This is a genomic window from Mycobacterium sp. NPDC049093 (assembly GCF_040704635.1).
Classification (GTDB): domain Bacteria; phylum Actinomycetota; class Actinomycetes; order Mycobacteriales; family Mycobacteriaceae; genus Mycobacterium.
On sequence record NZ_JBEZJS010000006.1, the window covers coordinates 295,011 to 318,860 of the forward strand.

A 23,850-nucleotide genomic window follows, 5' to 3' on the forward strand; every position below is an offset into this window, starting at 1 on the left:
CAGCCGCACACAGCTGGGACCCGCACGGGGCGCAAATACTTCGAAATGAAGTTATCGACCCGTGAATTGTTTGCATATGAATTCGGCATGAACCATGTGACAGTTATCTATGCCTCCGGACAATGGTGTTATGGCGGCGATGTCGGTGTCTCCACGTGGACAAACACCCCGGCAGGCGATGCTGGGGCAGCTGCCCCGGATGCATCGTGCTGACGGGTCACCGATCCGAGTGTTGCTGGTCGACGATGAGCCGGCGCTGACCAACCTGGTCACGATGGCGTTGCGTTACGAGGGCTGGACCGTGGATGTCGCCCACAACGGCAGCAACGCAATGGCTTTGTTCACCGATACCGAACCCGACGTCGTCGTGCTGGACATCATGCTGCCCGACATCGACGGGTTGCAGATCTTGCAGCAAGTGCGGGCGGCCGAGACCTACACCCCGACCTTGTTTCTCACTGCGCGTGATTCGGTGGTGGATCGGGTATCGGGGTTGACCGCCGGCGCGGACGACTACATGACCAAGCCGTTCAGCCTGGAGGAGCTCGTTGCTCGGCTGCGGGGTTTGCTGCGGCGGTCCAGCCATATTGCACCGCCGGTCGACGAGGTGCTGCGAGTCGGCGACATCGTGCTGGACGGAGCCAGTCACGAGGTGACGCGCGACGGTACGGCGTTGACGCTGACCGTGACCGAGTTCGAACTGTTGCGGTATCTGATGCGTCATCCGCGACGGGCGCTGAGTCGCGCCGAGATACTCGATCAGGTGTGGAACTACGGGTTCGGCGGCAAATCGGGCATCGTCGACCTCTACATCTCGTACCTGCGCAAGAAGGTTGACGTGGGCCACGAGCCGATGATCCACACCGTGCGGGGTGTCGGATACATGCTGCGCCCCAAGGAATGACGAGGCACGACACGACGGTCTGGCGACGCCACTATGACCGTGCGGGCCCCACTTCGAATGCGCTCACCTCGGTCGGCGTCACCCGTAGTACCGCCGCGCTGGGGATGTCATAGAACAGCCCGAGAATGTCGAGCCGACCCTGCTGATAATGGTCACGCAACAGTGGATGCTCGGTGAGCGTCTGCACCTGCAACGCCACGTTCACCATGCTCAGCTGATCCACTGCGTCGAACCCTTCGGCGGCTGCCGACCGCGCGATCGGGTGGCAACCACCGTCGAAGGCAGCCAGGGTCGGGCGTGCATACTCCAGCCAGGTGTCCAACACTTCGTCACCAGTGGACTGGCCTGAGCCATCGCGTAATACCGCGTTCATGGCGCCGCAGCTGGAATGTCCGCACACCACGATCGACGACACGTCAAGGGCCTTCACCGCGAATGCGATCGCAGCGTCCACCGACACGTCCTGCCGCCCGGTCGGGATGAAGTTACCTACGTTGCGGACGGTGAACAGGTCGCCGGGTCCGCTGCTGGTGATCACGTTGGGCACGATCCGCGAGTCGGCGCAGGTGATGAACAGCGTCTCGGGACTCTGTTCGTGCCGCAACTCCTGCATGTGCGGCCGGATGTAGGGCGCGGTGCGGCGGTGGTAGACCGCCAGTCCGTGCAGCACCGACGGCCGCAGCCGCGGCTGCCAGGAACTCCAGGGCACCACGCCGGTGCGCTTGTCGATGGGGGTGAATCCGCGCATCGGCGGCCCAGCGACGGCACTGTCCATCTCGACCGCGCCGACATCGTGGATGTCGACGCTGCCGCCCGACGCGACCTGCTGACGCTGCCACGAGTCGATGGTCTCGTAGCCAGCATGGTCGATGAAGTCAACCGACAACTCGACGGTGACATGCGACCCCTCCGGCACCGACGCCAGCACACTGTTGAGTCTTGGGAGCGACAGGAAGGTCACCGAACCGTCGATGACGACGCGCCACTCACCGTCGCCGGCCGGATCGGCAGTGATCTTGACCCGGACCACCCGCCACACGGTCAGCGAGATGGCAAGTGCCAGACCGATCAGCACGCCCTCGAGCAGGTTGAGGAACACCACACCGATGATCGTGACGAGGTAGACCGCAAGGTCGCCGGTGCGCCACGCCGTCTTGATGTGGGCCCATTTGACCAGTTGTATGCCGATCACGATCAGTAGACCGGCCAGCGCCGATGTCGGGATCAGCTTGGCCAGACCCGCGAACGGCACCGCGAACGCCAGCACCCACACGCCGTGCAGGATCGCCGACGCGCGGGTCTGGGCGCCGGCGGCAACGTTGGTGGAGCTGCGCACGATCACGCCGGTCACCGGCAGTCCGCCGATGGAACCCGACGCAATGTTGGCCACCCCCTGACCGATCAGCTCGCGGTCGAAATTGGTGCGCGGAGCGCGGCTTTGGAGGCGGTCTACCGACACGGCGGACAACAGGCTTTCGACGCTGGCGATCAGCGCCACCGTCAGTACCCCCGTGGCGAACGCACCCCAATTTCCATGGGGCAGGTTCGGGAGCTGCAGGGCATCTACGAGCGAGCCGTCGATGTTGATCCGTGACACATCGAATGGTGCGACGAGCGAGAGCACCGTCACCCCGAGGATCGCCACCAACGGGCCGGGCACCACTTTCACCCGCGCCGGCATCCAGCGCCATCCGACGAGGATGCCGATGACGAGCAGGCCGAGGAACGTACCGGGCCCGTGCGCATCGAGGACCTGCCCGGGTAGTCCGGTGACGTTGCGCCAGGCGGAGCTTGCGGAGTCACCGCCGAGCAGCACGTGAGTCTGCTGTAAGGCGATCGTGACTCCGATGCCGGCAAGCATTGCGTGTACGACGACGGGCGAGATCGCGAGCGCCGCGCGGGCAATCCGGCTGAGCCCCAGCAAGACCTGGAGCACACCCGCGCAGATGGTGATCGCACAGGTGACAGCCCAACCGAACTCGGCGACGAGTCCGGCCACGATCACCGTCAGCCCGGCGGCCGGCCCACTCACCTGCAGAGGTGAGCCGCCCAGAATGCCCACCACGATGCCGCCGACGATCGCGGCGATGATTCCGGCAAGCACAGGCGCATCGGAGGCAACGGCGATACCCAACGACAACGGCAGCGCGACGAGGAAGACGACGAGCGACGCCGGCAGGTCATAGCGCAGTAGTGAGTGCAGACGCGACTGCTCCGACGGGCCAATTGGTTCGTCGGCGGGCCGCTGAGTGGCCGGCGTCAGTCGCTGCGCAATGGCAGGCTCCTTCGGTCGATGGTCGGCGTCGGCAAGGCGGCATTTCGTTGCCGACGTCGTTACCAAAAGAAAGCTGTGCAGTATTCACGAACGAATTCACCCGCGGGTAGGCGATCATCGCTTACCCGTTCTCCACTACCAGGCTATTAATCGTCGGAAAGTGGCGTCAAGCAATGCGGACCGACGCATAGCGAACCCAAATGTTTGCGCTTCGAATGCAGTTCGATGCGTCATTCAACGTATTGCGAGCTGCGCACATTAGGAGTCGATATGACCTCGGTGACAGCGATTGCCGTCGTCAGGAAAATGGAATCATGACATCGGCGTCTGTGACAGGTGTGCAGCGACCCCGGGGAGCGGTCCCCGGTCAACAGCCGCGCATTCGCCGTGCCGACGGTTCACCCATTCGAGTTCTGCTGGTGGACGACGAGCCGGCGCTGGCCAACCTGGTGAAGATGGCCCTGCACTACGAGGGCTGGGTGATGGAGGTCGCTCGCAACGGCCAGGAAGCTGTCACAAGTTTCGATGAGACCGACCCGGATGTCGTGGTGCTCGACGTCATGCTGCCCGATGTCGACGGGCTGGAGGTTCTGCGACGCGTCCGGGAGTCCGCCAGCTACACGCCGACCCTGCTCCTCACTGCGCGCGATTCGGTGATGGACCGCGCACCGGGGCTGGCAGCGGGAGCCGATGACTACATGACCAAGCCATTCAGCCTCGAAGAGCTCATGGCGCGGTTACGCGGCCTGCTGGGCAGATCCAGTGACGTGGCATCACCTGAGGTCGAGACGCTACAGGTGGGTGATCTGGTGCTTGACGACGCCAGCCGAGAGGTGTTGCGCGACGGGGTGCCCGTGTCCTTGTCCGCCACCGAGTTCGAGCTGCTGCGCTACTTGATGCGCAACCCCCGCCGGGCGCTCAGCCGCGCCGAGATCCTGGACCGGGTGTGGAATTACGGATATGGCGGCCGGTCGAGCATCGTCGACCTCTACATCTCATATCTGCGGAAGAAGATCGACACCGGACGTTCGCCGATGATCCACACCGTTCGCGGAGTCGGATACATGCTGCGGCCAGGGGAATGATTCTCTAGAACGCAATTCACCTTAGGATCGCCGATGGCGCACTCTATGACGCTGGCCATCATTTCCACTGCATCCTCTGTGAATTAGACATTCGATTCATATGAATTCTCCGTGGGAAACCATCCGGTGAAAACATGTGATTTCGATATGAGGTGGTCGATGCCACCTCTATTCGAACTTAGACTGAAGGATATTTCACCTACTGGAAAGGTGGTGTTTCCAATCATGAAAGGACCAAGATATAACCGAATGACCGGTGTTGTGGCGATTATCGGAGGTGCAGCGGCCTTGGGCCTGATAACGGCCGCTCCCGCCGTCCCCGCACCGTCGAACCCGTCCGCGCAGGAGACCATCGACAAGTTGAAGGCCGACGGCTACAACGTCATCGTCGCCAAGGTCGGCAACAACTCGGTGGATCAGTGCACCGTCAGTGCGGTGCGCGACGGCCACGACGTCAAGAACAACTGGATCATCCGGGGACCGGCCGGCCAGGTGGGCACCCAAACGCGCTACACCACGGTCTACGTCGACCTGCACTGCAAGGGATGACGCCCGACGGGCTGATGATGATCTTGGTGGGCGCGGACGGTATCGAACCGCCGACCGCTGGTGTGTAAAACCAGAGCTCTACCACTGAGCTACGCGCCCCGTCGCAGGCACGGTACACGCCGCAGGGGCGTGACCGGAAATCCCGCGAAGACTAGTCAGACCCGTAAGGCCGCCAATGCCTCCCGCCACACCGCCTGATCGCGCGCCTGGCCCGGGTCCATCATCTCGGCAAACTGGACCCTACCGGTCTTGTCGACGACGAACGTGCCGCGGTTCGGATACCCGGCTTCGTCGTTGAAGACGCCGTAGGCCTGGGCGACCTCGCCGTGCGGCCAGAAATCCGAGAGCACCGGGAACGTGAATCCACTTTCGATGGACCAGATCTTGTGCGTCGGGGGCGGGCCGACCGAGACAGCCAGCGTCGCGGTGTGATCGTTCTCGTACAGCGGCAGCTTGTCGCGGATCTCTCCGAGCTCGCCCTCGCACACACCGGTGAACGCCAACGGAAAGAACACCAGCAGCACGTCCTTGGCACCGCGGTACGCGCTGAGGGTGACAGGCCTGCCGTTCTGGTCCCGGAGCGTGAAATCGGGCGCCGGGGCACCGACAGCGAGCACTATCCCCTCTTTCCGGCAGCCTTCGACTTGGGTTGCACCAACCGGCTCGCCGTCCAATCCCCCAACTTGGCCGACGAGGTCTGCATGAGACCGGCCGTCGGCGCCGATTCGGCGATCTCCGCGGGCTGCACGTGCCCGGGTCTACCGGTCTTGGGAGTCACCACCCAGATCACGCCGTCCTCGGCGAGTGGGGTGATGGCATCCATCAGCCGGTCGACGAGATCCCCGTCGTCGTCCCTCCACCAGAGCAATACGACATCGACTACTTCGTCCGAATCCTCATCTACCAGCTCAGATCCGCACGCTTCTTCGATATCGGCCCGGATGTCGTCGTCGCTATCCTCGTCCCAACCCAGTTCCTGGACTATCTGATCCTTCTGGATGCCCAGTATGTGGGCGTAGTTCGGGCTTGAGTCCGTCCCCGCCGCGACCACCGTCGGTCCTCCTTAACCTCTTCTCGAGCCTCTCTCAAGACTTGACCATCACTCGTTCATTCGCGTGCGCGATGCGTGTTGCGATCTATCGTCGCACGACGAGGCATCAGTGCGGGTGTCCGGCGGGCGAGTTTGTCCGCGCACCTGTCAGTAAGCCTTGTCGCATCTGGTGAGTGCGTTCTCTCGTGCGGTGTTCGATCGCTGCGATACGGCGTTGAACTCATCCGGGCCGACGTGGCCGGAAATGGCGCTGACGAGGGCTCTCGCCGAGTCGATCCACTCGGTCAGGGCGGCGTGCAGATCCGGGGACAGCGCGTCCGACAGGCCGGAACCGACCAGATCGGCGCTGCGGTTGAGCCCGTCGATCGCGGGGCCGGCCTTGGCGGCGGTGTCACCCCCGTTGTTGACCGCCTCGACGTAGCCGTTGACCGCATTGATTGCGTCGACCGTGGAGGTACTGAGGTCCTCGCACACGGTGTGCACGGCGCGGGTGGTCAACGAGGCCTGGCGTTCGGATTCGCGGGTCACCGAGCTCAGAGAGGACTCTTCGATCGACGCTTTCACCGATGCCCGGTATACGGGAGCAGCGGAGGAATCGACCTGTGCGGTACCGCCGGTAATGGACGTACAACCCACTACCACCATGGCGATCACCGCGGCCCCGCCGACTGCGCGCGCGGCAATCCTCGCCTTTGCCCCAAATCGCCCATCAACCGGCACGATCTGCAGACGTTACCGGTTCACAAAGCAACTCATGGGTAACTTACGCACCCCCACCCCCAGCGGCGCGGAGGCGGCAAGATGGGTGGACGATAGAAGGTGCCACAAGCACTGTCAGTTGTTACCGCCTAACAAGGAGCGGAAGTTGACCACCGAGTTCGTGCGCCAGGATCTGGCCCAAAACTCCTCTACCGCAGCCGAACCCGACCGGGTGAGGGTCATTCGGGAGGGGGTTGCGTCCTACCTTCCGGATATCGATACCGACGAGACCGCGGAATGGCTCGAGTCGTTCGACGAGTTGCTGGAGCGCTCCGGCCCGGCGCGCGCCCGGTACCTGATGTTGCGACTGCTCGAGCGCTCACGCGAGAAGCGCGTCGCCATCCCAGCCCTGACGTCGACCGATTACGTCAACACCATCCCGACCGAACTGGAGCCCTGGTTCCCCGGCGACGAGGACGTCGAGCGACGTTATCGCGCCTGGATCCGGTGGAACGCGGCCATCATGGTGCACCGCGCCCAGCGCCCGGGAGTCGGTGTGGGCGGCCATATTTCGACGTACGCATCGTCGGCGTCGCTGTATGAGGTCGGTTTCAACCACTTCTTCCGCGGCAAATCCCATCCGGGCGGCGGCGACCAGGTCTTCATCCAGGGCCACGCCTCCCCCGGCATCTACGCCCGCGCCTTCCTGGAAGGCCGGCTGACGACCGACCAACTGGATGGTTTCCGCCAGGAGCACAGCCACCCCGGCGGCGGCCTGCCGTCCTACCCGCACCCGCGCCTGATGCCGGACTTCTGGGAATTCCCGACGGTGTCGATGGGCCTGGGTCCGATGAATGCGATCTACCAGGCCCGGTTCAACCACTACCTGCACGACCGCGGCATCAAGGACACCTCCGATCAGCACGTGTGGGCGTTCCTCGGCGACGGCGAGATGGACGAGCCGGAGAGCCGCGGCCTGATCCAGGTGGCCGCCAACGAGGCGCTCGACAACCTGACCTTCGTGGTGAACTGCAACCTGCAGCGCCTGGACGGCCCGGTGCGCGGCAACGGCAAGATCATCCAGGAGCTGGAGTCGTTCTTCCGCGGCGCGGGCTGGAACGTCATCAAGGTGGTGTGGGGCCGCGAGTGGGACGCGCTGCTGCACGCCGACCGCGACGGCGCGCTGGTCAACCTGATGAACACCACGCCCGACGGCGACTACCAGACCTACAAGGCCAACGACGGCGCCTACGTGCGCGATCACTTCTTCGGCCGCGATCCGCGTACCAAGGCCCTGGTCGAGCCGATGACCGATCAGGAGATCTGGAACCTCAAGCGCGGCGGTCACGACTACCGCAAGGTGTACTCCGCCTACCGCGCCGCGATGGAGCACAAGGGCCAGCCGACGATCATCCTGGCCAAGACCATCAAGGGCTACACCCTGGGCAGCCACTTCGAGGGCCGCAACGCCACGCACCAGATGAAAAAGCTTGCGCTGCAAGACCTCAAGGACTTCCGCGACGTCACCCGGGTGCCTATCAGCGACGCCCAGCTCGAAGAGGACCCGTACCTGCCGCCGTACTACCACCCAGGACCGGAGACCCCAGAGATCCGGTACCTGCTGGACCGTCGCCGGAGCCTCGGCGGATTCGTCCCGGCCCGCCGCAACAAGACCACCCCGCTGCCATTGCCCGGCTCAGAGACCTACCAGGCGCTGAAGAAGGGGTCCGGCAACCAGTCCGTGGCCACCACGATGGCGACGGTGCGCACGTTCAAGGAACTGTTGCGGGACAAGAACATCGGACCGCGGCTGGTACCGATCATCCCCGACGAGGCGCGCACGTTCGGCATGGACTCGTGGTTCCCGAGCCTCAAGATCTACAACCGCAACGGGCAGCTCTACACCTCGGTGGACTCGGCACTGATGCTGGCCTACAAGGAATCCGAAGTCGGCCAGATTCTGCACGAGGGCATCAACGAGGCCGGTTCGACCGCGTCGTTCACGGCCGTCGGCACCTCCTACTCGACGCACAACGAGCCGATGATCCCGATCTACATCTTCTATTCGATGTTCGGGTTCCAGCGCACCGGCGACGGCCTGTGGGCCGCGGCGGATCAGATGGCCAAGGGCTTCGTGCTCGGCGCGACGGCCGGGCGCACCACGCTGACCGGTGAGGGCCTGCAGCACGCCGACGGTCATTCGCTGCTGCTGGCGTCGACCAATCCGGCCGCGGTGACCTATGACCCGGCGTTCGCCTACGAGATCGCCCACATCATCGAGAGCGGCTTGCAGCGGATGTACGGCGAGCACGCTGAGAACGTGTTCTTCTACATCACCATCTACAACGAGCCCTACGTGCAGCCCGCCGAACCGGCCGGTCTGGACACCGAGGCCCTGTTGCGCGGCATGTACCGCTACCGGCGGGCCGCCGAGACACGCAGCAACACCGCTCAGATCCTGGCGTCGGGCGTCTCGATGCCCGAGGCGCTGCGCGCCGCGGACATGCTGGCGGCGGAGTGGGATGTGGCGGCCGACGTGTGGTCGGTGACCAGCTGGGGCGAGCTCAACCGCGAAGGCGTGGAGATCGAGCGGCACCGGCTGCGCCATCCGGATCAGCCCGCCCGCACCCCGCATGTCACCAGCGCGTTGGCCGATGCGGCCGGCCCGGTGGTGGCGGTATCGGACTGGATGCGTGCGGTGCCCGAGCAGATCCGGCCGTGGGTCCCCGGTACCTACATCACCCTGGGCACCGATGGCTTCGGCTTCTCCGACACGCGGCCCGCTGCGCGGCGCTTCTTCAACACCGACGCCGAGTCGGTCGTGGTGGCAGCACTGGAAGGGCTGGCCCGTGACGGGGAGATCGATCCTTCGGTGCCCACCGCGGCGGCCAAGCAATACAAGATCGACGACGTGTTCGCCGCGGCGGTGTCCTACGTCGACACCGGCAGCGCCTAGCCGAGGGCGCCGAGGGCTGTCTCTCTTAAGGGAGCGACAGCCCTCGGCGCGGTCCTCTTGGAGGAATCCACCAGAATATTGGCGTAGCTTTTAGGGATGGCTGACAAGCGGTTCGTGCCGCCCAAATCGACCGTCGAGGTCCTTGAGAGCGTGCCCGAGTCGACGCTGCGCCGGTTGAAGCAGTATTCCGGCCGGCTGGCCACCGAGGCGGTCCACGCCATGGCCGAGCGTCTCGATTTCTTCTCCGATCTCGACGCGTCGCAGCGGGCCAGCGTCCAGTTGGTGGTGCAGACCGCCGTCGTGAACTTCGTCGAGTGGATGCGCGACCCGGAAAGCGACGTCAGCTACACCGCGCAGGCTTTCGAGGTGGTGCCGCAGGACCTGCGTCGACGGATCGCCCTACGCCAATCGGTCGAGATGGTCCGGACCTCGATGGAGTTCTTCGAAGAGGTGGTGCCGCTGCTGGCCCGCTCCGAGGTGCAGCTCAACGCGCTGACCGCAGGCATCCTGCGCTACAGCCGGGACCTGGCGTTCGCGGCGGCCAGCGCGTACGCCGACCAGGCCGAGGCCCGCGGGGCCTGGGATCTGCGGATGGAGGCCAACGTCGTCGACGCCGTGGTGCGCGGGGATACCGGGCCCGAGCTGCAGTCCCAGGCGGCGGCGCTGAACTGGGACGCCACCGCTCCGGCCACGGTGATCGTCGGCCTGCCGCGTCCGGACCGGCTGGATCTGGCCCGCGACGACATCCACGACGTCGTGAAGCGTCACGACCGGGCGGCACTGTCCGACGTGCACGGAACCTGGTTGGTGACGATCGTGTCGGGCCCGCTGTCAGCAACCGACCGCTTCCTGGTGGACCTGCTGTCGGTGTTCGCGGACGGTCCGGTGGTGGTCGGGCCGACCTCCCCGACACTGACGGCCGCACACCGCAGCGCGACCGAGGCGATCTCCGGCATGAACGCGGTGGCCGGCTGGCCCGGCGCACCCCGGCCGGTGCCGGCACGCGAGCTGCTGCCCGAACGGGCTCTGCTGGGAGACGAGACTGCGATCGCAGCACTGGAAACCGAGGTCATGCGCCCATTGGCCGACGCCGGCCCGGCGCTCACGGAGACCCTCGACGCGTTCTTGGATTCCGGGGGCGCCATAGAAGCTTGTGCACGCAAATTGTTCGTTCATCCAAACACGGTGCGCTACCGGCTCAAACGGATCGGCGACTTCACCGGCCGCGATCCGGTCGTTCCACGGGACGCCTACGTGCTGCGGGTTGCGTCGACCGTCGGCAGATTGAGCAAACAGGCATACCAGCCGAACACGCCATATGGTGGTAACGCCGCCATCTCGGCGATTCGCCCGGCTCATTCCCCGAGGCAGCGGGCCTGATCTTGAATCACCTGCCGCCCGAGAGGCCTGTGCCAGATTTCGCTGCGATATAGGGAACGTCGCATAACATGCACTTTTGTGGGGAACCTACAAAAACATAAGACAAGGTTCATAATCTCTTACACCCCACAAAACCGTCTTCACAGTGTTCTCTTAATGACGTGCCTCAACCCGTGCTCGCATTGCTTGCCCCCGGACAGGGATCGCAGACGCCCGGCATGCTCTCCGCTTGGCTGGAGCTGCCCGGTGCGGCCGATCGCCTCGCCACGTGGTCGCAGATCAGCGGCCTGGACCTGGCGCGCCTCGGAACCACCGCCACCGCCGAGGAGATCACCGACACTGCGGTGACCCAGCCGCTGGTCGTGGCCGCCACCTTGCTGGCGTATGAGGAACTGACCAAGCGGGGCCTCCCCCAGACCGCTGAAACCATCGTCGCGGGCCATTCCGTCGGTGAGATCGCGGCCTACGCGATCGCCGGCGTCATCTCCGCCGATGATGCGGTCAAGCTGGCCGCCACCCGTGGCGCCGAGATGGCCAAGGCCTGCGCGGTCGAGCCGACCGGCATGTCGGCGGTTCTCGGTGGCGACGAGGCCGAAGTCCTGGCGCGGCTGGAGTCGCTGGACTTGGTACCCGCCAACCGCAACGCGGCCGGCCAGATCGTGGCTGCCGGCGCGATCGCGGCGCTGGAGAAGCTCGCCGAGGATCCGCCGGCCAAGGCCCGCGTCCGTCAGCTGGCCACCGCAGGTGCATTCCACACCCGGTACATGGCCTCGGCCCTCGACGGCTACGCCGCCGCCGCGGGATCTGTAACAACCTCGGAGCCCACCGCGACACTTCTGTCGAACGCAGACGGCCAGCCCGTCGCCTCGGCCGCCGATGCCATGGAGAAGCTGGTGTCCCAGCTGACCAAGCCGGTGCGCTGGGATCTGTGTACCGCCACCCTGCGGGATCGCTTCCAGGGCGCCGAGCGCGCCGGGATCGTCGAGTTCCCGCCGGCGGGCACCCTGGTCGGCATCGCGAAGCGCGAACTGAAGGGCACACCGGCCAGGGCTATTAAAGCCCCAGCAGACCTGGATGGGCTGGACGAGCTGTAAGTCCAGCGACAACTGAATAGCAGCACCAACCGAACGTCCCGTATGTCCTCCGCACCCGGAGGGCTGTCAACAACAAGAAGGAGCCATTGTGGCCGCCAGTCAAGAAGAAATCATCGCCGGTCTCGCCGAGATCATCGAAGAGGTCACCGGCATCGAGCCGTCTGAGGTGACCCCCGAGAAGTCGTTCGTCGACGACCTGGACATCGACTCGCTGTCGATGGTCGAGATCGCCGTGCAGACCGAGGACAAGTACGGCGTGAAGATCCCCGACGAGGATCTGGCCGGCCTGCGCACCGTCGGTGACGTGGTCTCCTACATCCAGAAGCTCGAAGAAGAGAACCCCGAGGCCGCCGCCGCCCTGCGCGAGAAGTTTGGCTCGGAATGACAAAACCTTCCACTGCTAACGGAGGCTTCCCGAACGTCGTGGTGACTGCCGTGGAGGCCACCACGGCGCTCGCTGCTGACATCGAGAGCACGTGGAAGGGCCTCCTGGCCGGAGAAAGCGGCATCCGTGAGTTGACCGACGACTTCGTCACCAAGTGGGACCTTCCGGTGCGTATCGGTGGTCACCTCGTCGATGACGTCGACAGTCACCTGACCCGCATCGAGTTGCGCCGTAATTCCTACGTGCAGCGCATGTCTCTGGTGCTGGCCCGCCGGCTATGGAAGAACGCGGGTGCGCCCGAGGTCGATCCCGATCGTTTCGCGGTCGTGATCGGCACCGGTCTCGGCGGTGGCGAGAAGATCGTCGAGACCTACGACGCGATGAACGAGGGCGGGATCCGCAAGGTCAGCCCGCTCGCCGTTCAGATGATCATGCCCAACGGTGCGGCCGCGGTCGCCGGCCTGGAGCTGGGCGCCCGTGCCGGGGTCATCACCCCGGTGTCGGCGTGCTCGTCGGGCTCCGAGGCCATCGCCCACGGCTGGCGTCAGATCGTGATGGGTGACGCGGACTTCGCCGTCGTCGGCGGCGTGGAAGGCGGAATCGAGGCCCTGCCGATCGCAGCGTTCTCGATGATGCGCGCCATGTCGACCCGCAACGAGGATCCCGCGGGTGCGTCCAGGCCGTTCGACAAGGATCGTGATGGCTTCGTGTTCGGCGAGGCCGGCGCGATGATGATCATCGAGACCGAGGAGCATGCCCTGGCTCGTGGCGCCAAGCCGCTGGCCCGCCTGATGGGTGCCGGCATCACCTCGGACGCCTTCCACATGGTCGCTCCGGCGGACAACGGTCAGCGTGCCGGTGCCGCGATGAAGCGGGCGATGGAAACCGCGGGTCTGGAAGCCAAGGACATTGATCACATCAATGCCCACGGCACGGCCACCCCGATCGGTGACACCGCCGAAGCCAATGCCATCCGCGTTGCCGGATGTCAGAACGCTGCCGTGTACGCGCCGAAGTCGGCTCTCGGTCACTCGATCGGTGCGGTCGGTGCCCTCGAGTCGGTGTTGACGGTGCTCGCCTTGCGGGACGGGGTGATCCCCCCGACGCTGAACTATGAGACACCGGATCCCGAGATCGATCTCGATGTGGTTGCGGGCGAGCCTCGTTATGGCGACTACAAGTACGCCATCAACAACTCGTTCGGATTCGGTGGCCACAATGTGGCTCTGGCCTTTGGGAAGTACTGAGGGCGGCAGACGTCCAGTAGGTAAACCCGAGGGTAAAAAACCGAGGGAATGCACGGAAGGAAGAACTCCGTAAATATGGCGGGATTGTCCACGGGGAATGGTTTTCCCAATGTGGTTGTCACCGGCGTAGCCATGTCAACGGCGCTGGCAACCGATGCTGAAAGCACTTGGAAGAAGCTGCTCGACGGGCAGAGTGGCATCCGCACTCTCACCGATTCGTTCGTCGAGGAGTACGACCTGCCGGTTCGCATCGGTGGTCATCTCCTGGAGGACTTTGATCACGAGTTGTCGCGGGTAGAACTGCGCCGACTGTCATATTTGCAAAAGATGTCGACGGTGATCGGCCGCCGGGTCTGGGCCAACGCAGGCTCCCCGGAGGTCGATACCCGACGGCTCATGGTGTCCATCGGCACGGGCATGGGTTCCTCCGAGGAACTCGTGTTCGCGTACGACGGGATGCGCAACAAGGGGCTGCGCGCCGTGTCGCCGCTGGTGGTGCAGATGTACATGCCCAACGGCGCGGCGGCAGCCGTCGGACTCGATCGCAAGGCCAAGGCCGGGGTGTGCACCTCGATCTCCGCCTGCGCCTCGGGTTCGGAAGCCATCGCCAACGCCTGGCGCCAGATCGTGCTCGGTGAGGCCGACATCGCGATCTGTGGTGGCGTGGAAACGAAGATCGAAGCCGTGCCGATCGCCGGCTTCGCGCAGATGCGCATCGTGCTGTCCAACAGCAACGATGATCCGGCGGGTGCCTGTCGGCCATTCGACAAAGACCGCAACGGATTCGTCTTCGGCGAGGGCGGTGCGCTGATGGTCATCGAGACCGAAGAGCACGCCAAGGCACGCGGCGCCAACATCCTGGGCCGCCTCATGGGGGCGAGCGTGACGTCGGACGGCTACCACATCGTGGCGCCGGACCCGAACGGCGAACAGGCCGGTTACGCCATGACCCGCGCCGTCCAACTGGCGGGCCTGCAACCTACAGACATCGATCACATCAACGCGCATGCCACCGGCACCAGCGTCGGCGATGTGGCCGAGGGCAAGGCAATCAACAACGCGATGGGCGGTCACACACCCGCGGTCTACGCGCCCAAGTCCGCGCTCGGCCATTCGGTCGGCGCGGTCGGTGCTGTGGAGTCCATCCTGACGGTTTTGGCGCTGCGTGACGGCGTCATTCCTCCGACGCTCAACTTGCGCAACCTCGATCCGGAGATCGATCTGGACGTGGTGGCCGGTGAGCCGCGGCAAGGCGACTACAAGTACGCCATCAACAATTCGTTCGGATTCGGTGGGCACAACGTCGCGCTCGCCTTCGGAAAGTACTGAGCTTCCAGAGCTTTCCACTAAAGGAGACCTAAATGACGATCATGGCCCCCGAAACCGCTGCCGAGTCGCTCGACCCCCGCGACCCGCTGCTTCGCCTGCAGACCTTCTTCGATGACGGCAGCGTCGAGCTGCTGCACGAGCGGGACCGCTCGGGCGTGCTGGCGGCAGCCGGCACGGTCAACGGTGTTCGCACGGTGGCGTTCTGCACCGATGGCACCGTGATGGGCGGTGCCATGGGCATCGAGGGCTGTGCCCACATCGTCAACGCGTACGACAACGCCATCGAAGAGCAGAGCCCGATCGTGGGGATCTGGCACTCCGGCGGTGCGCGGCTGGCCGAGGGCGTCAAGGCGCTGCACGCGGTCGGCCTGGTCTTCGAGGCGATGATCCGGGCGTCGGGTTACATCCCGCAGATCTCGGTGGTCGTCGGATTCGCCGCGGGCGGTGCGGCTTACGGTCCCGCCCTGACCGACGTGATCATCATGGCCCCGGACAGCAAGGTGTTCGTCACCGGTCCGGACGTGGTGCGCAGTGTCACCGGTGAGGACGTCGACATGGTGTCGCTCGGTGGCCCCGACGCCCACCACAAGAAGTCCGGTGTGTGCCACATCGTCGCCGACGACGAGCTCGACGCCTACGAGCGGGGCCGCCGTCTGGTCGGATTGTTCAGCCAGCAGGGTCATTTCGATCGCACCAAGGCCGAGGCCGGCGACACCGACCTGGCCGCGCTGATGCCCGAATCGGCTCGCCGCGCCTACGACGTGCACCCGATCATCGAGGCTCTCCTCGACGAGGGTGTGCCTTTCGAGGAGTTCCAGGGTAAGTGGGCCCCGTCGATCGTCGTCGGCCTCGGTCGCCTGGCCGGCCGGTCGGTCGGCGTGATCGCCAACAACCCGCTTCGCCTCGGTGGCTGCCTGAACTCCGAAAGCGCCGAGAAGTCAGCACGTTTCGTGCGGTTGTGCGACGCCTTCGGCATTCCACTGGTGGTGGTCGTCGACGTTCCGGGCTACCTGCCGGGTGTCGATCAGGAATGGGGCGGCGTGGTGCGTCGCGGCGCCAAGCTGCTGCACGCCTTCGGTGAGTCCTCGGTCCCCCGCGTCACCCTGGTGACCCGCAAGATCTACGGCGGCGCCTACATCGCGATGAACTCGCGGTCGCTCAACGCCACCAAGGTGTTCGCCTGGCCGGACGCCGAGGTCGCGGTCATGGGCGCCAAGGCGGCCGTCGGCATCCTGCACAAGCGCAAGCTGGCCGCAGTCGCCGATCCTGCCGAACGCGACACCCTGCACGAGGAACTCGCGATCGAGCACGAGCGCATCGCCGGCGGTGTGGATTCGGCGATCGAGATCGGCGTGGTCGACGAGAAGATCGACCCGGCCCACACCCGCAGCAAGTTGACGCAGGCGCTGGCCGAGGCCCCGCACCGGCGCGGCCGCCACAAGAACATCCCGCTGTAACTCTTCAGCTGGCGCGAATGGCCAGTTATTGCACATTTCAGGCGAAAGCCCGTGCAATAACTGGCCATTCGGCGTTTCAGCGCGTGGTGTAACCACCGTTCGCGAAGATGGTCTGCCCGTTGATCCAGTGGCCCTCGTCGGCCAGGAACACGACCAGCGGGGCGATGTCGGTGATCTCGGTCAGCCGGTTGCCCATCGCTTGCGACTTGTGGAACTCGACCCGCTCCGGGGTTTCCTGCGGGTAGAAGAACGGCGTGTCCATCGGGCCGGGGGCGACGTTGTTGACGTTGATGCCGCGGACGCCGAATTCCTTGGAGGCGGCGCGGGTGAAGTGTTCGACGGGACTCTTGGAGCCCGCGTAGGTCGAGTACCCGTCGGTGTAGGCCGCCAGTAATGCGGTGACGATGGTGACCACCGAGCCGTTGTCGTTGAGCCGCTTGCCTGCCTGTTGCAGGAAGAAATAGGCCGCCTTGGCGTTGATGTCGAACATCGAGTCATATTCGGCCTCAGTGGTTTCCACGAACGGCTTACGCAGTACCTTGCCGACGGTGTTGATCGCGATGTCGACGCTACCGAAGGCATCGATCGCAGTGTCGAACAGTTTCTCGACATTGGCCGGCACCGTCAGATCGCCCTGCACCTTGACCGCCTTGACCCCGGCGGCCTGCACTGCCGCCACCGTCTTGTCGGCGTCGGCCTCGCTGGAGGCACTGTTGTAGTGAACCGCGACGTTGACACCCCTCGAAGCCAACGTCGCGCTGATCAGACCACCCAGGTTCTTCGCGCCGGCGGCAACGATTGCTGACTTACCCTCTAGTTTGCTCACAATCACAAGCGTAGTTTCGTCATTCACAGAGCAACAACGCAAAAGCCGGAGGCATCCACAAGCACAAGTTGTATAGGGTGAACCAGTGTCACCGGACGTGCCTGATCTGCGACGTTTACGTCAGTTTATCGCCATCGCCGATGTCGGTAGCGTTACCGCTGCGGCCACTTCGCTGCACATTAGCCAGCAGGCTCTCAGCAGTTCCATGCAGCAACTTGAGAAGGACCTCAGTGCCACGCTGTTCCGGCGCGAAGGCCGCCGCCTGACGCTCACCCGGGCCGGTGAGTTGCTGCTCGCCGAGGGCCGGCCACTGCTGGCAGCGGCACAGACCGTGGCCACACGGGTGCAACACAGCGCCCACGGAACCGCCGAGATGTTCGTAGTCGGCCACACCCCGGCACTCAGCGGCAGCGAGGCCTATACCCGTCTCGAACCCGCCATCTACGCATTCCCCGACACCTCCTTCACCTTTCGTCAGCTCTACCCCGATCAGCTCACCGATGCGGTGCTCGACGGCAGCGTGCACCTCGGTCTACGCCGGGGAGTTGTTCCGACCAACGAATTGGCCACGGCCATCCTGGGTTACGACCGCATTCGGCTAGCGGTGCCGCGTGAACATCGGCTGGCCGCCCGGCCGGTCGTCGGCATTGACGAGCTGGCCGGCGAGCGCATCGCCCTGTGGGCTCCCCCTGGGGCGTCGTATTACAGCGACTTTCTGATAGGTGCCTGCCGGCGGGCCGGCTTCGAACCCGAATACGTCGTCAGCCGGGTCCAAGGCGCGGCCACCGTCGCAGCCCCTCTCACGACTGGGGCGGTCACGTTCGTCACCACTCCCCCCGGCCCTGCCATGGACGGCCGGGTGATGGTCATCGAACTCGAACCACCGCTGTTGGTGGGCGCCCAGGCGATGTGGCAGCGCCACACCAGTTCAGCGGTGCGCGAAACGCTGCTGGCGCAGCCGTAGTCACAGACCGTGTTCGCCGGCTACTCGACTTCCCCGAATTCGGCGATCATCTCGGCGGCCACGCCGGCGGCACGCTCCCGGTCTGCGCTGACCAGCCCGATACGCGTGCGCCGGTCGAGGATGTCATCGGCACACAGGGCGCCCTCGTGCGTGACGGCGTACTCGAATTCCGCGCGAATGACGTCGATTCCCTCGGCCACCGGCTCGGTGGGGCGAGCGCACTGTGCCCGCGCGATCACGTTGGGAGCCTCGGAGCCGTACCGCGCGACCAGTGACGACGGCAACGCGTGTTCAGATCGCAAGGTGGACACCGGATTCGCCGGTGCGCCGACGAGCGGCAGGTTGGCGGTACGACACCCCGAGGCGGTGAGCCCGCGCAGCGCCAGAGCCCGGTCGAGCACATCCTGGGCCATGTAGCGATACTCGGTGAGCTTCCCACCGATGATGCTGATCACCCCGCTCGCCGACTCCACCACCGCGTGCTCGCGGGACACGTCGGCCGTATTGCCCTCCCCGGTATCGATCAGCGGCCGCAGCCCGGCATAGGCGCCCCGCACATCCTCGGTGGTCAGGTCGGTGGCCAGCGCGGTGTTGACGGTGTCCAACAGGAAGTTGACCTCACCCGGAGTCGGTTGGGGCACATCGGGAATGGGACCCGGTGCATCTTCGTCCGTGAGCCCCAGATAGACCCGGCCGAGCTGTTCGGGCATCGCGAAGACGAACCGGTTCAACTCCCCCGGTATCGGAATGGTCAGGGCCGCGGTGGGATTGCCGAAGGCCGCGGCATCGAATACCAGATGTGTTCCGCGACTGGGGCGCAACGTGAGCGCCGGGTCGAGATCACCGGCCCACACGCCGGCGGCGTTGATCACCACGCGCGCGGACGCATCGAAGGAATCGCCGGTCAGTTCGTCGGTCAGCTGCACCGAGGTGGCGCCGGCAGCGCCGGCCGACACCCTCGTCAGGATGCGGGCTCCGTGCTGCGCGGCGGTGCGGGCGACGGCGGCCACCAGACGGGCGTCGTCGATGAGCTGACCGTCGTAGGCCAGGAAACCGCCGTCGAGCCCCTCGGTGCGCACAGTCGGGGCCAGTTCGACAGTGCGGCGTGCGTCCACCCGGCGTGAGCGTTGCAGGGTCGACGCGCTGGTACCGGCCAGCCTGCGCAGCCCATCTCCGGCCACGAATCCGGTGCGCACCAACGCGCGTGACCCGCGGCCCATCGACGGCAACAGCGGCACCAGCTGCGGCATGGCCTTGACGAGGTGGGGTGCGTTGCGGGTCATCAGGATTCCGCGTTCGATGGCACTGCGGCGAGCGATCCCGATGTTGCCGGTAGCCAGGTAGCGCAGTCCGCCGTGTACGAGTTTCGAGCTCCACCGACTGGTCCCGAAGGCCAGATCGTGCTTTTCCACCAGTGCCACGCTCAGACCCCGTGTGGCGGCGTCCAGGGCGATGCCCGCACCGGTGATCCCGCCGCCGATGACGATCACGTCGACCTGTTCGCCGTCGGCGAGTGCCGCCAATTCGGTTGTGCGCCTCGTGTGATTGAGCGCAGTCGGGCCGGTCATGATGCCAGGTATCCGTTCAGTGCGTGGGTGAGCTCGACCGCCAGGGCATCGGCGTCGAGGATGGGCTCGACCATCTGCGCGGACTGGATTGCCGACTGGGTGATCAGCAGGCACATGGTCGCCAGCTGGCGGGGATCCCCCGCGCGGACCCGGTCGGTTGCAGAGCTCACCTCCTGGGCGAGCTTGAGTTCCCCGGCCAGTGCATCGATCAGGATCTGCTGACTGGTGCCCAGCCGCTCGGAGATGTAGACCATCGCCACCTCCGGCGCCGAGTGCAGGACCGCCATGATCACCTCGTCGTGACGCAGCCGCGCGGCCACCGTGACGATGCGGTCGACCAGCGCCGCCCGGTCCGGACCGCTCACTTCGGTTGCATCGAGGACACCGACAACCCGCGCAGTGAGCAGCGCAGCCAGGATCGACTGGGTATCGGGGAAACGCCGGTACACGGTCGGGCGGCTGACCCCGGCCCGGCGGGCGATCTCGGCCAGGGTCACCCGGTCCACGCCGAAGGCCAGCACGCAGCTCGCGGCGGCATCCAAGATCTGGTCGCTCAGCGATCTCTCGTTACTGATTGACATCATGTGTAATACTGTAACGCATGACTCAGCCGGCCGAACAGTTTCTGCCTCCGATGAAGTGGAATGCCTGGGGCGATCCGGACGCGGCCAAGCCGCTGTCCGACGGAATCCGCTCCCTGCTGCAACAGGCGCTGGGCGTCGACGCAGCTCCGGCGGCAGAGCCGACACCCGAGCAGGTGCAGTTGCAGCCGTCGGCCCTGACCGACGCCGATCGCGAGGCCCTCGCCGCCATCGTCGGTGCACCCCACTGCGGCACCGACACCATGTCACGGCTACTGCACGCCGGCGGCAAGTCGACGTTGGACCTGTTGCGCCGCAATGGTTCCGCCGTTCAGGATGCACCCGATGCGGTCCTGCTGCCCGGTACTGACGACGAGGTCGCCGCAATCCTGACCTACTGTTCCGAACACCGCATCGCGGTCGTCCCGTTCGGCGGGGGGACCAGCGTGGTGGGCGGCCTCGATCCGTTGCGCAGCGACTTCGCCGCGGTCGTGGCGCTCGATCTGCGCCGGTTCGACGCGCTGCACAGCCTCGACGAGGTGAGCGGCGAGGCCGAGCTGGGCGCGGGCGTCACCGGGCCACAGGCCGAGGCACTGCTGGGCGCACATGGCTTCTCACTGGGCCACTTTCCGCAGAGCTTTCAGTTCGCCACCATCGGCGGGTTCGCCGCCACCCGGTCCTCGGGGCAGGATTCGGCCGGCTACGGACGCTTCGACGACATGGTCCGTGGACTGCGCGCCGTGACCCCGGCGGGGACGCTCGAGCTCGGTCGCGCCCCGGCCTCGGCGGCCGGACCGGATCTGCGCCAGCTACTCCTCGGTTCGGAAGGGGTGTTCGGTGTCATCACCCGGGTCCGGGTTCGCGTGCACCCGGTGCCCGAGACCACCCGCTACGAGGCGTGGTCCTTCCCGGATTTCGCGACCGGCGCCGAGGCGCTGCGGGCGGTCATCCAGACCGGCACCGGGCCGACGGTGATCCGGCTGTCCGATGAGGCCGAGACCGGGGTGAACCTGGCCACCACCGACAGCATCGGCGAGCAGAGCATCACCGGGGGCTGCTTGGCCATCACGCTGTTCGAGGGCACCGCGGCGCACACCGAGAGCCGCCACGAGGAGACCCGCGCAGTCCTCGAAGCCCAGGGCGGCACGTCGCTGGGCGAGGCCCCGGCGCGAGGCTGGGAGCACGGCCGGTTCAACGCACCGTATCTGCGTGATTCACTGCTGGCCGCCGGCGCATTGTGCGAAACACTGGAGACCGCCACCACCTGGTCCAACCTGGGCACGCTGAAGGCCGCGGTCACCGAGGCCCTGACCACCGCGCTCGCCGAATCCGGCACGCCGGCCCTGGTGATGTGCCACATTTCGCATGTGTACCCCACGGGCGCCTCGCTCTACTTCACGGTCGTCGCCGCCCAGCGCGGCAACCCGATCGAGCAGTGGCAGGCCGCGAAGACCGCGGCCTCCGAAGCGATGGTGCGCAACGGCGGCACCATCACCCACCACCATGCCGTCGGTGCGGACCACCGCCCGTGGATGCGGGACGAGATCGGAGACCTCGGCGCCCAGGTGTTGCGCGCCGTCAAGGCCACACTGGATCCGGCAGGAATCCTCAACCCGGGCAAGCTGATTCCGTGAATCGGGTCACGGTCCTGACCAATCCCCTATCGGGACATGGCAATGCGCCGCATGCGGCCGAGCGGGCGGGCGCGCAGCTCCAGCGGCGCGGCATCGACGTGTGCGCCATCGTCGGGACCGACGCCGCGCACGCCCGCCGCCTGGTCGACGAGGCCCTCGACCGTGGCACCGACGCCCTCGTGGTGGTCGGCGGCGACGGGGTGATCTCGCTGGCCCTGCAGGCGCTGGCCACCGGCGATGTCCCGCTGGGCATCGTCCCGGCCGGGACGGGCAATGACCACGCGCGCGAATACCGTTTGCCGACAGGCGATCCCGAGGCCGCGGCCGACGTCATCGCCGACGGCTACACCGAGACGGTCGACCTCGGTCACATCGAGGATGCCGCCGGCGCGGTCAAGTGGTTCGGCACCGTGATGGCCGCCGGATTCGATTCGCTGGTCAGCGACCGGACCAACCGGATGCGGTGGCCGCACGGCCGGATGCGCTACAACGTGGCGATGGTCGCGGAGATCTCGAAGCTACGATTGCTGCCGTTCCGGCTCACGTTTGGCGACGACCCGGAGATCCGCACCGACCTCACCCTGGCGGCGTTCGGTAACACCCGCAGTTACGGCGGTGGCATGTTGATCTGCCCGGGTGCGGACCATTCGGACGGACTGCTCGACGTCACGATGATCACGTCGGCATCCCGCACCAGATTGATCCGCCTGTTCCCCACGGTTTTCAAGGGCACCCATGTCGAGCTCGACGAGGTGACCACCAAGCGGGCCAAGACAATCCACGTGGAATGCCCAGGGATCAACGCCTACGCCGACGGGGATTACGCGGCTCCGTTGCCGGTCACGGTGTCCGCGGTGCCGGCTGCACTGCGCTTACTGGTGCCCAAGCAGTCCTGAATGAACTCGACCATGCAGTCGCGGGCCTCCCGGCTCTCCGGCAGAAACGGCAGGAACGCCGGGAAAGCGTGGAGCTGACCGGGCCAGACCTTGAGCGTGCTCGACCGGCCCGCGTCGGTCAGCACCTCATGCATGCGTTCGGCATCGCAACGCAGTGCCTCCGATTCCGCCGCGATGATCAGGCTCGGCGGAAAATCGGTGAGCACTCCGTTGACCGGTGACAGGGCATGACCGTCCGAGTCCTTGGGGCCGACGCATTCGACGATCATCGGCAGGGCAAGTCCGATTCCCATCCTGTCCTCGGCGAAGTTGGGATGGCCTGAGCGGCGTTCTCCGTCGAGTTCGAGCAGCGGGCTGACACCGATGACGCCGGCGGGCGTACCGACATCCTGCGCCTGGGCGGCGAGAACGGTTGCGAAGGCCAGGAATCCACCTGCCGAGTCACCTGCCACCACGGTGTTGGCCGGCTCTGCGCCCTGGTCCAACATCCAGCGGTAGACGCGCAGGCAGTCCGCGACGGATTCGTCGACGGTCACATCGGGGTGCTGCCGATACTCGACGTGCACCACGGGAAGTTGGGTTCGCCGGGCAAGTGCGACCACGACGTGCTGGTGGGTGTCGAAGCCGCCGAGAAAGAACCCCCCGCCGTGCAGATAGAGGATGGCACCGTCGGACAGGGGCCGGTGTGCAGCTTCGGCGGTGCGGATGGTCTCGACGGTGACGCGCCCCAGCGTGATCCGGCTGACCCGCAGCCCCCGCTTCGGACGCAGTCGCTGGAGCCGCGCGAGTGCATTGATGCGACGACCGATTGCCGTAAGGCGATCCTCGGCGGATCGACTCCCTTGATAGGCGACGGATCTACGTACCTGGACGAGGAGGGTTCGGCGGGCGATGCCGTAGCACGCCCGGGATCTGCGACTCGGGCGTCGGGTCGACAGTGCGGCGGCCGGTAATACCATCCAAACTCCTT

The 23,850-nt window shown here is 65.8% G+C and carries 21 protein-coding genes and 1 tRNA gene; 13 read left to right on the forward strand and 9 right to left on the reverse strand.

Features of this window, described 5'->3' with window-relative positions; genetic code table 11:
* Positions 1-130 precede the first annotated feature (130 nt).
* On the forward strand, positions 131-904 hold the full coding sequence (locus AB0876_RS24630; RefSeq protein ID WP_491840530.1) for a response regulator transcription factor: 774 nt from the start codon (positions 131-133) through the stop codon (positions 902-904).
* Between the two features lie 31 nt (positions 905-935).
* Here the strand turns inward: AB0876_RS24630 and AB0876_RS24635 are convergent, their stop codons facing one another.
* A complete protein-coding gene (locus AB0876_RS24635; protein WP_491840757.1) occupies positions 936-3,179 on the reverse strand; it encodes a SulP family inorganic anion transporter in 2,244 nt (747 codons plus the stop codon).
* A gap of 314 nt (positions 3,180-3,493) precedes the next feature.
* Here AB0876_RS24635 and AB0876_RS24640 point away from each other — a divergent pair, with 314 nt between their 5' ends.
* The gene (locus tag AB0876_RS24640) at positions 3,494-4,264 is read left to right on the forward strand and encodes a response regulator transcription factor (protein ID WP_491840529.1); all 771 of its coding nucleotides are present in this window, start codon (positions 3,494-3,496) and stop codon (positions 4,262-4,264) included.
* A 249-nt stretch (positions 4,265-4,513) separates the two neighbouring features.
* Entirely contained in the window at positions 4,514-4,813 is a 300-nt protein-coding gene (locus AB0876_RS24645) for a hypothetical protein (RefSeq protein ID WP_491840528.1), read from the forward strand.
* Positions 4,814-4,837: 24 nt separating this feature from the next.
* Here AB0876_RS24645 and AB0876_RS24650 read toward each other — a convergent pair.
* The 4 genes from AB0876_RS24650 to AB0876_RS24665 all read right to left on the reverse strand — a co-directional run bounded on the left by AB0876_RS24650 (position 4,838) and on the right by AB0876_RS24665 (position 6,428).
* Positions 4,838-4,912, reverse strand: a tRNA-Val gene (locus AB0876_RS24650).
* Between the two features lie 56 nt (positions 4,913-4,968).
* Positions 4,969-5,430, reverse strand: coding sequence for a peroxiredoxin (locus AB0876_RS24655; protein ID WP_491840527.1), 462 nt, complete (start codon positions 5,428-5,430; stop codon positions 4,969-4,971).
* Positions 5,430-5,864 (reverse strand): DUF3052 domain-containing protein, encoded by a 435-nt coding sequence (locus AB0876_RS24660; protein ID WP_491840526.1) that lies wholly within the window; start codon positions 5,862-5,864, stop codon positions 5,430-5,432. Before AB0876_RS24660 ends, AB0876_RS24655 begins: the two co-directional genes overlap by 1 nt.
* A 147-nt stretch (positions 5,865-6,011) precedes the next feature.
* Positions 6,012-6,428: an Rv2240c family protein gene (locus AB0876_RS24665; RefSeq protein WP_491840525.1), complete on the reverse strand. Its 417-nt coding sequence runs from the start codon at positions 6,426-6,428 to the stop codon at positions 6,012-6,014.
* 301 nt (positions 6,429-6,729) lie between these two features.
* On the opposite strand from AB0876_RS24665, the gene aceE reads away from it, so the two are divergent.
* From aceE to AB0876_RS24700, 7 genes are all read left to right on the forward strand, one after another.
* Positions 6,730-9,519: a pyruvate dehydrogenase (acetyl-transferring), homodimeric type gene (aceE, locus tag AB0876_RS24670; protein WP_526043150.1), complete on the forward strand. Its 2,790-nt coding sequence runs from the start codon at positions 6,730-6,732 to the stop codon at positions 9,517-9,519.
* A gap of 96 nt (positions 9,520-9,615) precedes the next feature.
* Entirely contained in the window at positions 9,616-10,899 is a 1,284-nt protein-coding gene (locus AB0876_RS24675; protein WP_491840523.1) for a PucR family transcriptional regulator, read from the forward strand.
* Positions 10,900-11,072: 173 nt separating this feature from the next.
* On the forward strand, positions 11,073-11,993 hold the full coding sequence (locus AB0876_RS24680) for an ACP S-malonyltransferase (RefSeq protein ID WP_526043282.1): 921 nt from the start codon (positions 11,073-11,075) through the stop codon (positions 11,991-11,993).
* Positions 11,994-12,081: 88 nt separating this feature from the next.
* On the forward strand, positions 12,082-12,378 hold the full coding sequence (acpM, locus tag AB0876_RS24685) for a meromycolate extension acyl carrier protein AcpM (RefSeq protein ID WP_003884427.1): 297 nt from the start codon (positions 12,082-12,084) through the stop codon (positions 12,376-12,378).
* The gene (kasA, locus tag AB0876_RS24690; protein ID WP_491840522.1) at positions 12,375-13,625 is read left to right on the forward strand and encodes a 3-oxoacyl-ACP synthase KasA; all 1,251 of its coding nucleotides are present in this window, start codon (positions 12,375-12,377) and stop codon (positions 13,623-13,625) included. Before acpM ends, kasA begins: the two co-directional genes overlap by 4 nt.
* Before the next feature lie 75 nt (positions 13,626-13,700).
* Positions 13,701-14,954, forward strand: coding sequence for a 3-oxoacyl-ACP synthase KasB (gene kasB / locus AB0876_RS24695; protein WP_491840521.1), 1,254 nt, complete (start codon positions 13,701-13,703; stop codon positions 14,952-14,954).
* A gap of 32 nt (positions 14,955-14,986) precedes the next feature.
* A complete protein-coding gene (locus AB0876_RS24700) occupies positions 14,987-16,411 on the forward strand; it encodes an acyl-CoA carboxylase subunit beta (RefSeq protein ID WP_491840520.1) in 1,425 nt (474 codons plus the stop codon).
* 76 nt (positions 16,412-16,487) lie between these two features.
* Here AB0876_RS24700 and AB0876_RS24705 read toward each other — a convergent pair whose 3' ends face one another.
* Positions 16,488-17,237, reverse strand: a complete 750-nt coding sequence (locus AB0876_RS24705; RefSeq protein ID WP_491840519.1) for an SDR family oxidoreductase — start codon at positions 17,235-17,237, stop codon at positions 16,488-16,490.
* Positions 17,238-17,322: 85 nt separating this feature from the next.
* Here AB0876_RS24705 and AB0876_RS24710 point away from each other — a divergent pair, with 85 nt between their 5' ends.
* Positions 17,323-18,201, forward strand: a complete 879-nt coding sequence (locus AB0876_RS24710; protein ID WP_526043151.1) for a LysR family transcriptional regulator — start codon at positions 17,323-17,325, stop codon at positions 18,199-18,201.
* A gap of 20 nt (positions 18,202-18,221) precedes the next feature.
* Here the strand turns inward: AB0876_RS24710 and AB0876_RS24715 are convergent, their stop codons facing one another.
* A complete protein-coding gene (locus AB0876_RS24715) occupies positions 18,222-19,769 on the reverse strand; it encodes a glycerol-3-phosphate dehydrogenase/oxidase (RefSeq protein WP_526043152.1) in 1,548 nt (515 codons plus the stop codon).
* Entirely contained in the window at positions 19,766-20,353 is a 588-nt protein-coding gene (locus AB0876_RS24720; RefSeq protein ID WP_491840516.1) for a TetR/AcrR family transcriptional regulator, read from the reverse strand. Before AB0876_RS24720 ends, AB0876_RS24715 begins: the two co-directional genes overlap by 4 nt.
* 50 nt (positions 20,354-20,403) lie before the next feature.
* Here AB0876_RS24720 and AB0876_RS24725 point away from each other — a divergent pair, with 50 nt between their 5' ends.
* The gene (locus AB0876_RS24725; RefSeq protein WP_526043283.1) at positions 20,404-21,984 is read left to right on the forward strand and encodes an FAD-binding oxidoreductase; all 1,581 of its coding nucleotides are present in this window, start codon (positions 20,404-20,406) and stop codon (positions 21,982-21,984) included.
* Positions 21,981-22,880 (forward strand): diacylglycerol kinase, encoded by a 900-nt coding sequence (locus AB0876_RS24730; protein WP_526043153.1) that lies wholly within the window; start codon positions 21,981-21,983, stop codon positions 22,878-22,880. Before AB0876_RS24725 ends, AB0876_RS24730 begins: the two co-directional genes overlap by 4 nt.
* Here the strand turns inward: AB0876_RS24730 and AB0876_RS24735 are convergent.
* Complete coding sequence (locus AB0876_RS24735) at positions 22,805-23,839, reverse strand: alpha/beta hydrolase (protein WP_526043154.1); 1,035 nt, start codon at positions 23,837-23,839, stop codon at positions 22,805-22,807. The two genes, AB0876_RS24730 and AB0876_RS24735, sit on opposite strands and share 76 nt — an antisense overlap.
* Positions 23,840-23,850 lie beyond the last annotated feature (11 nt).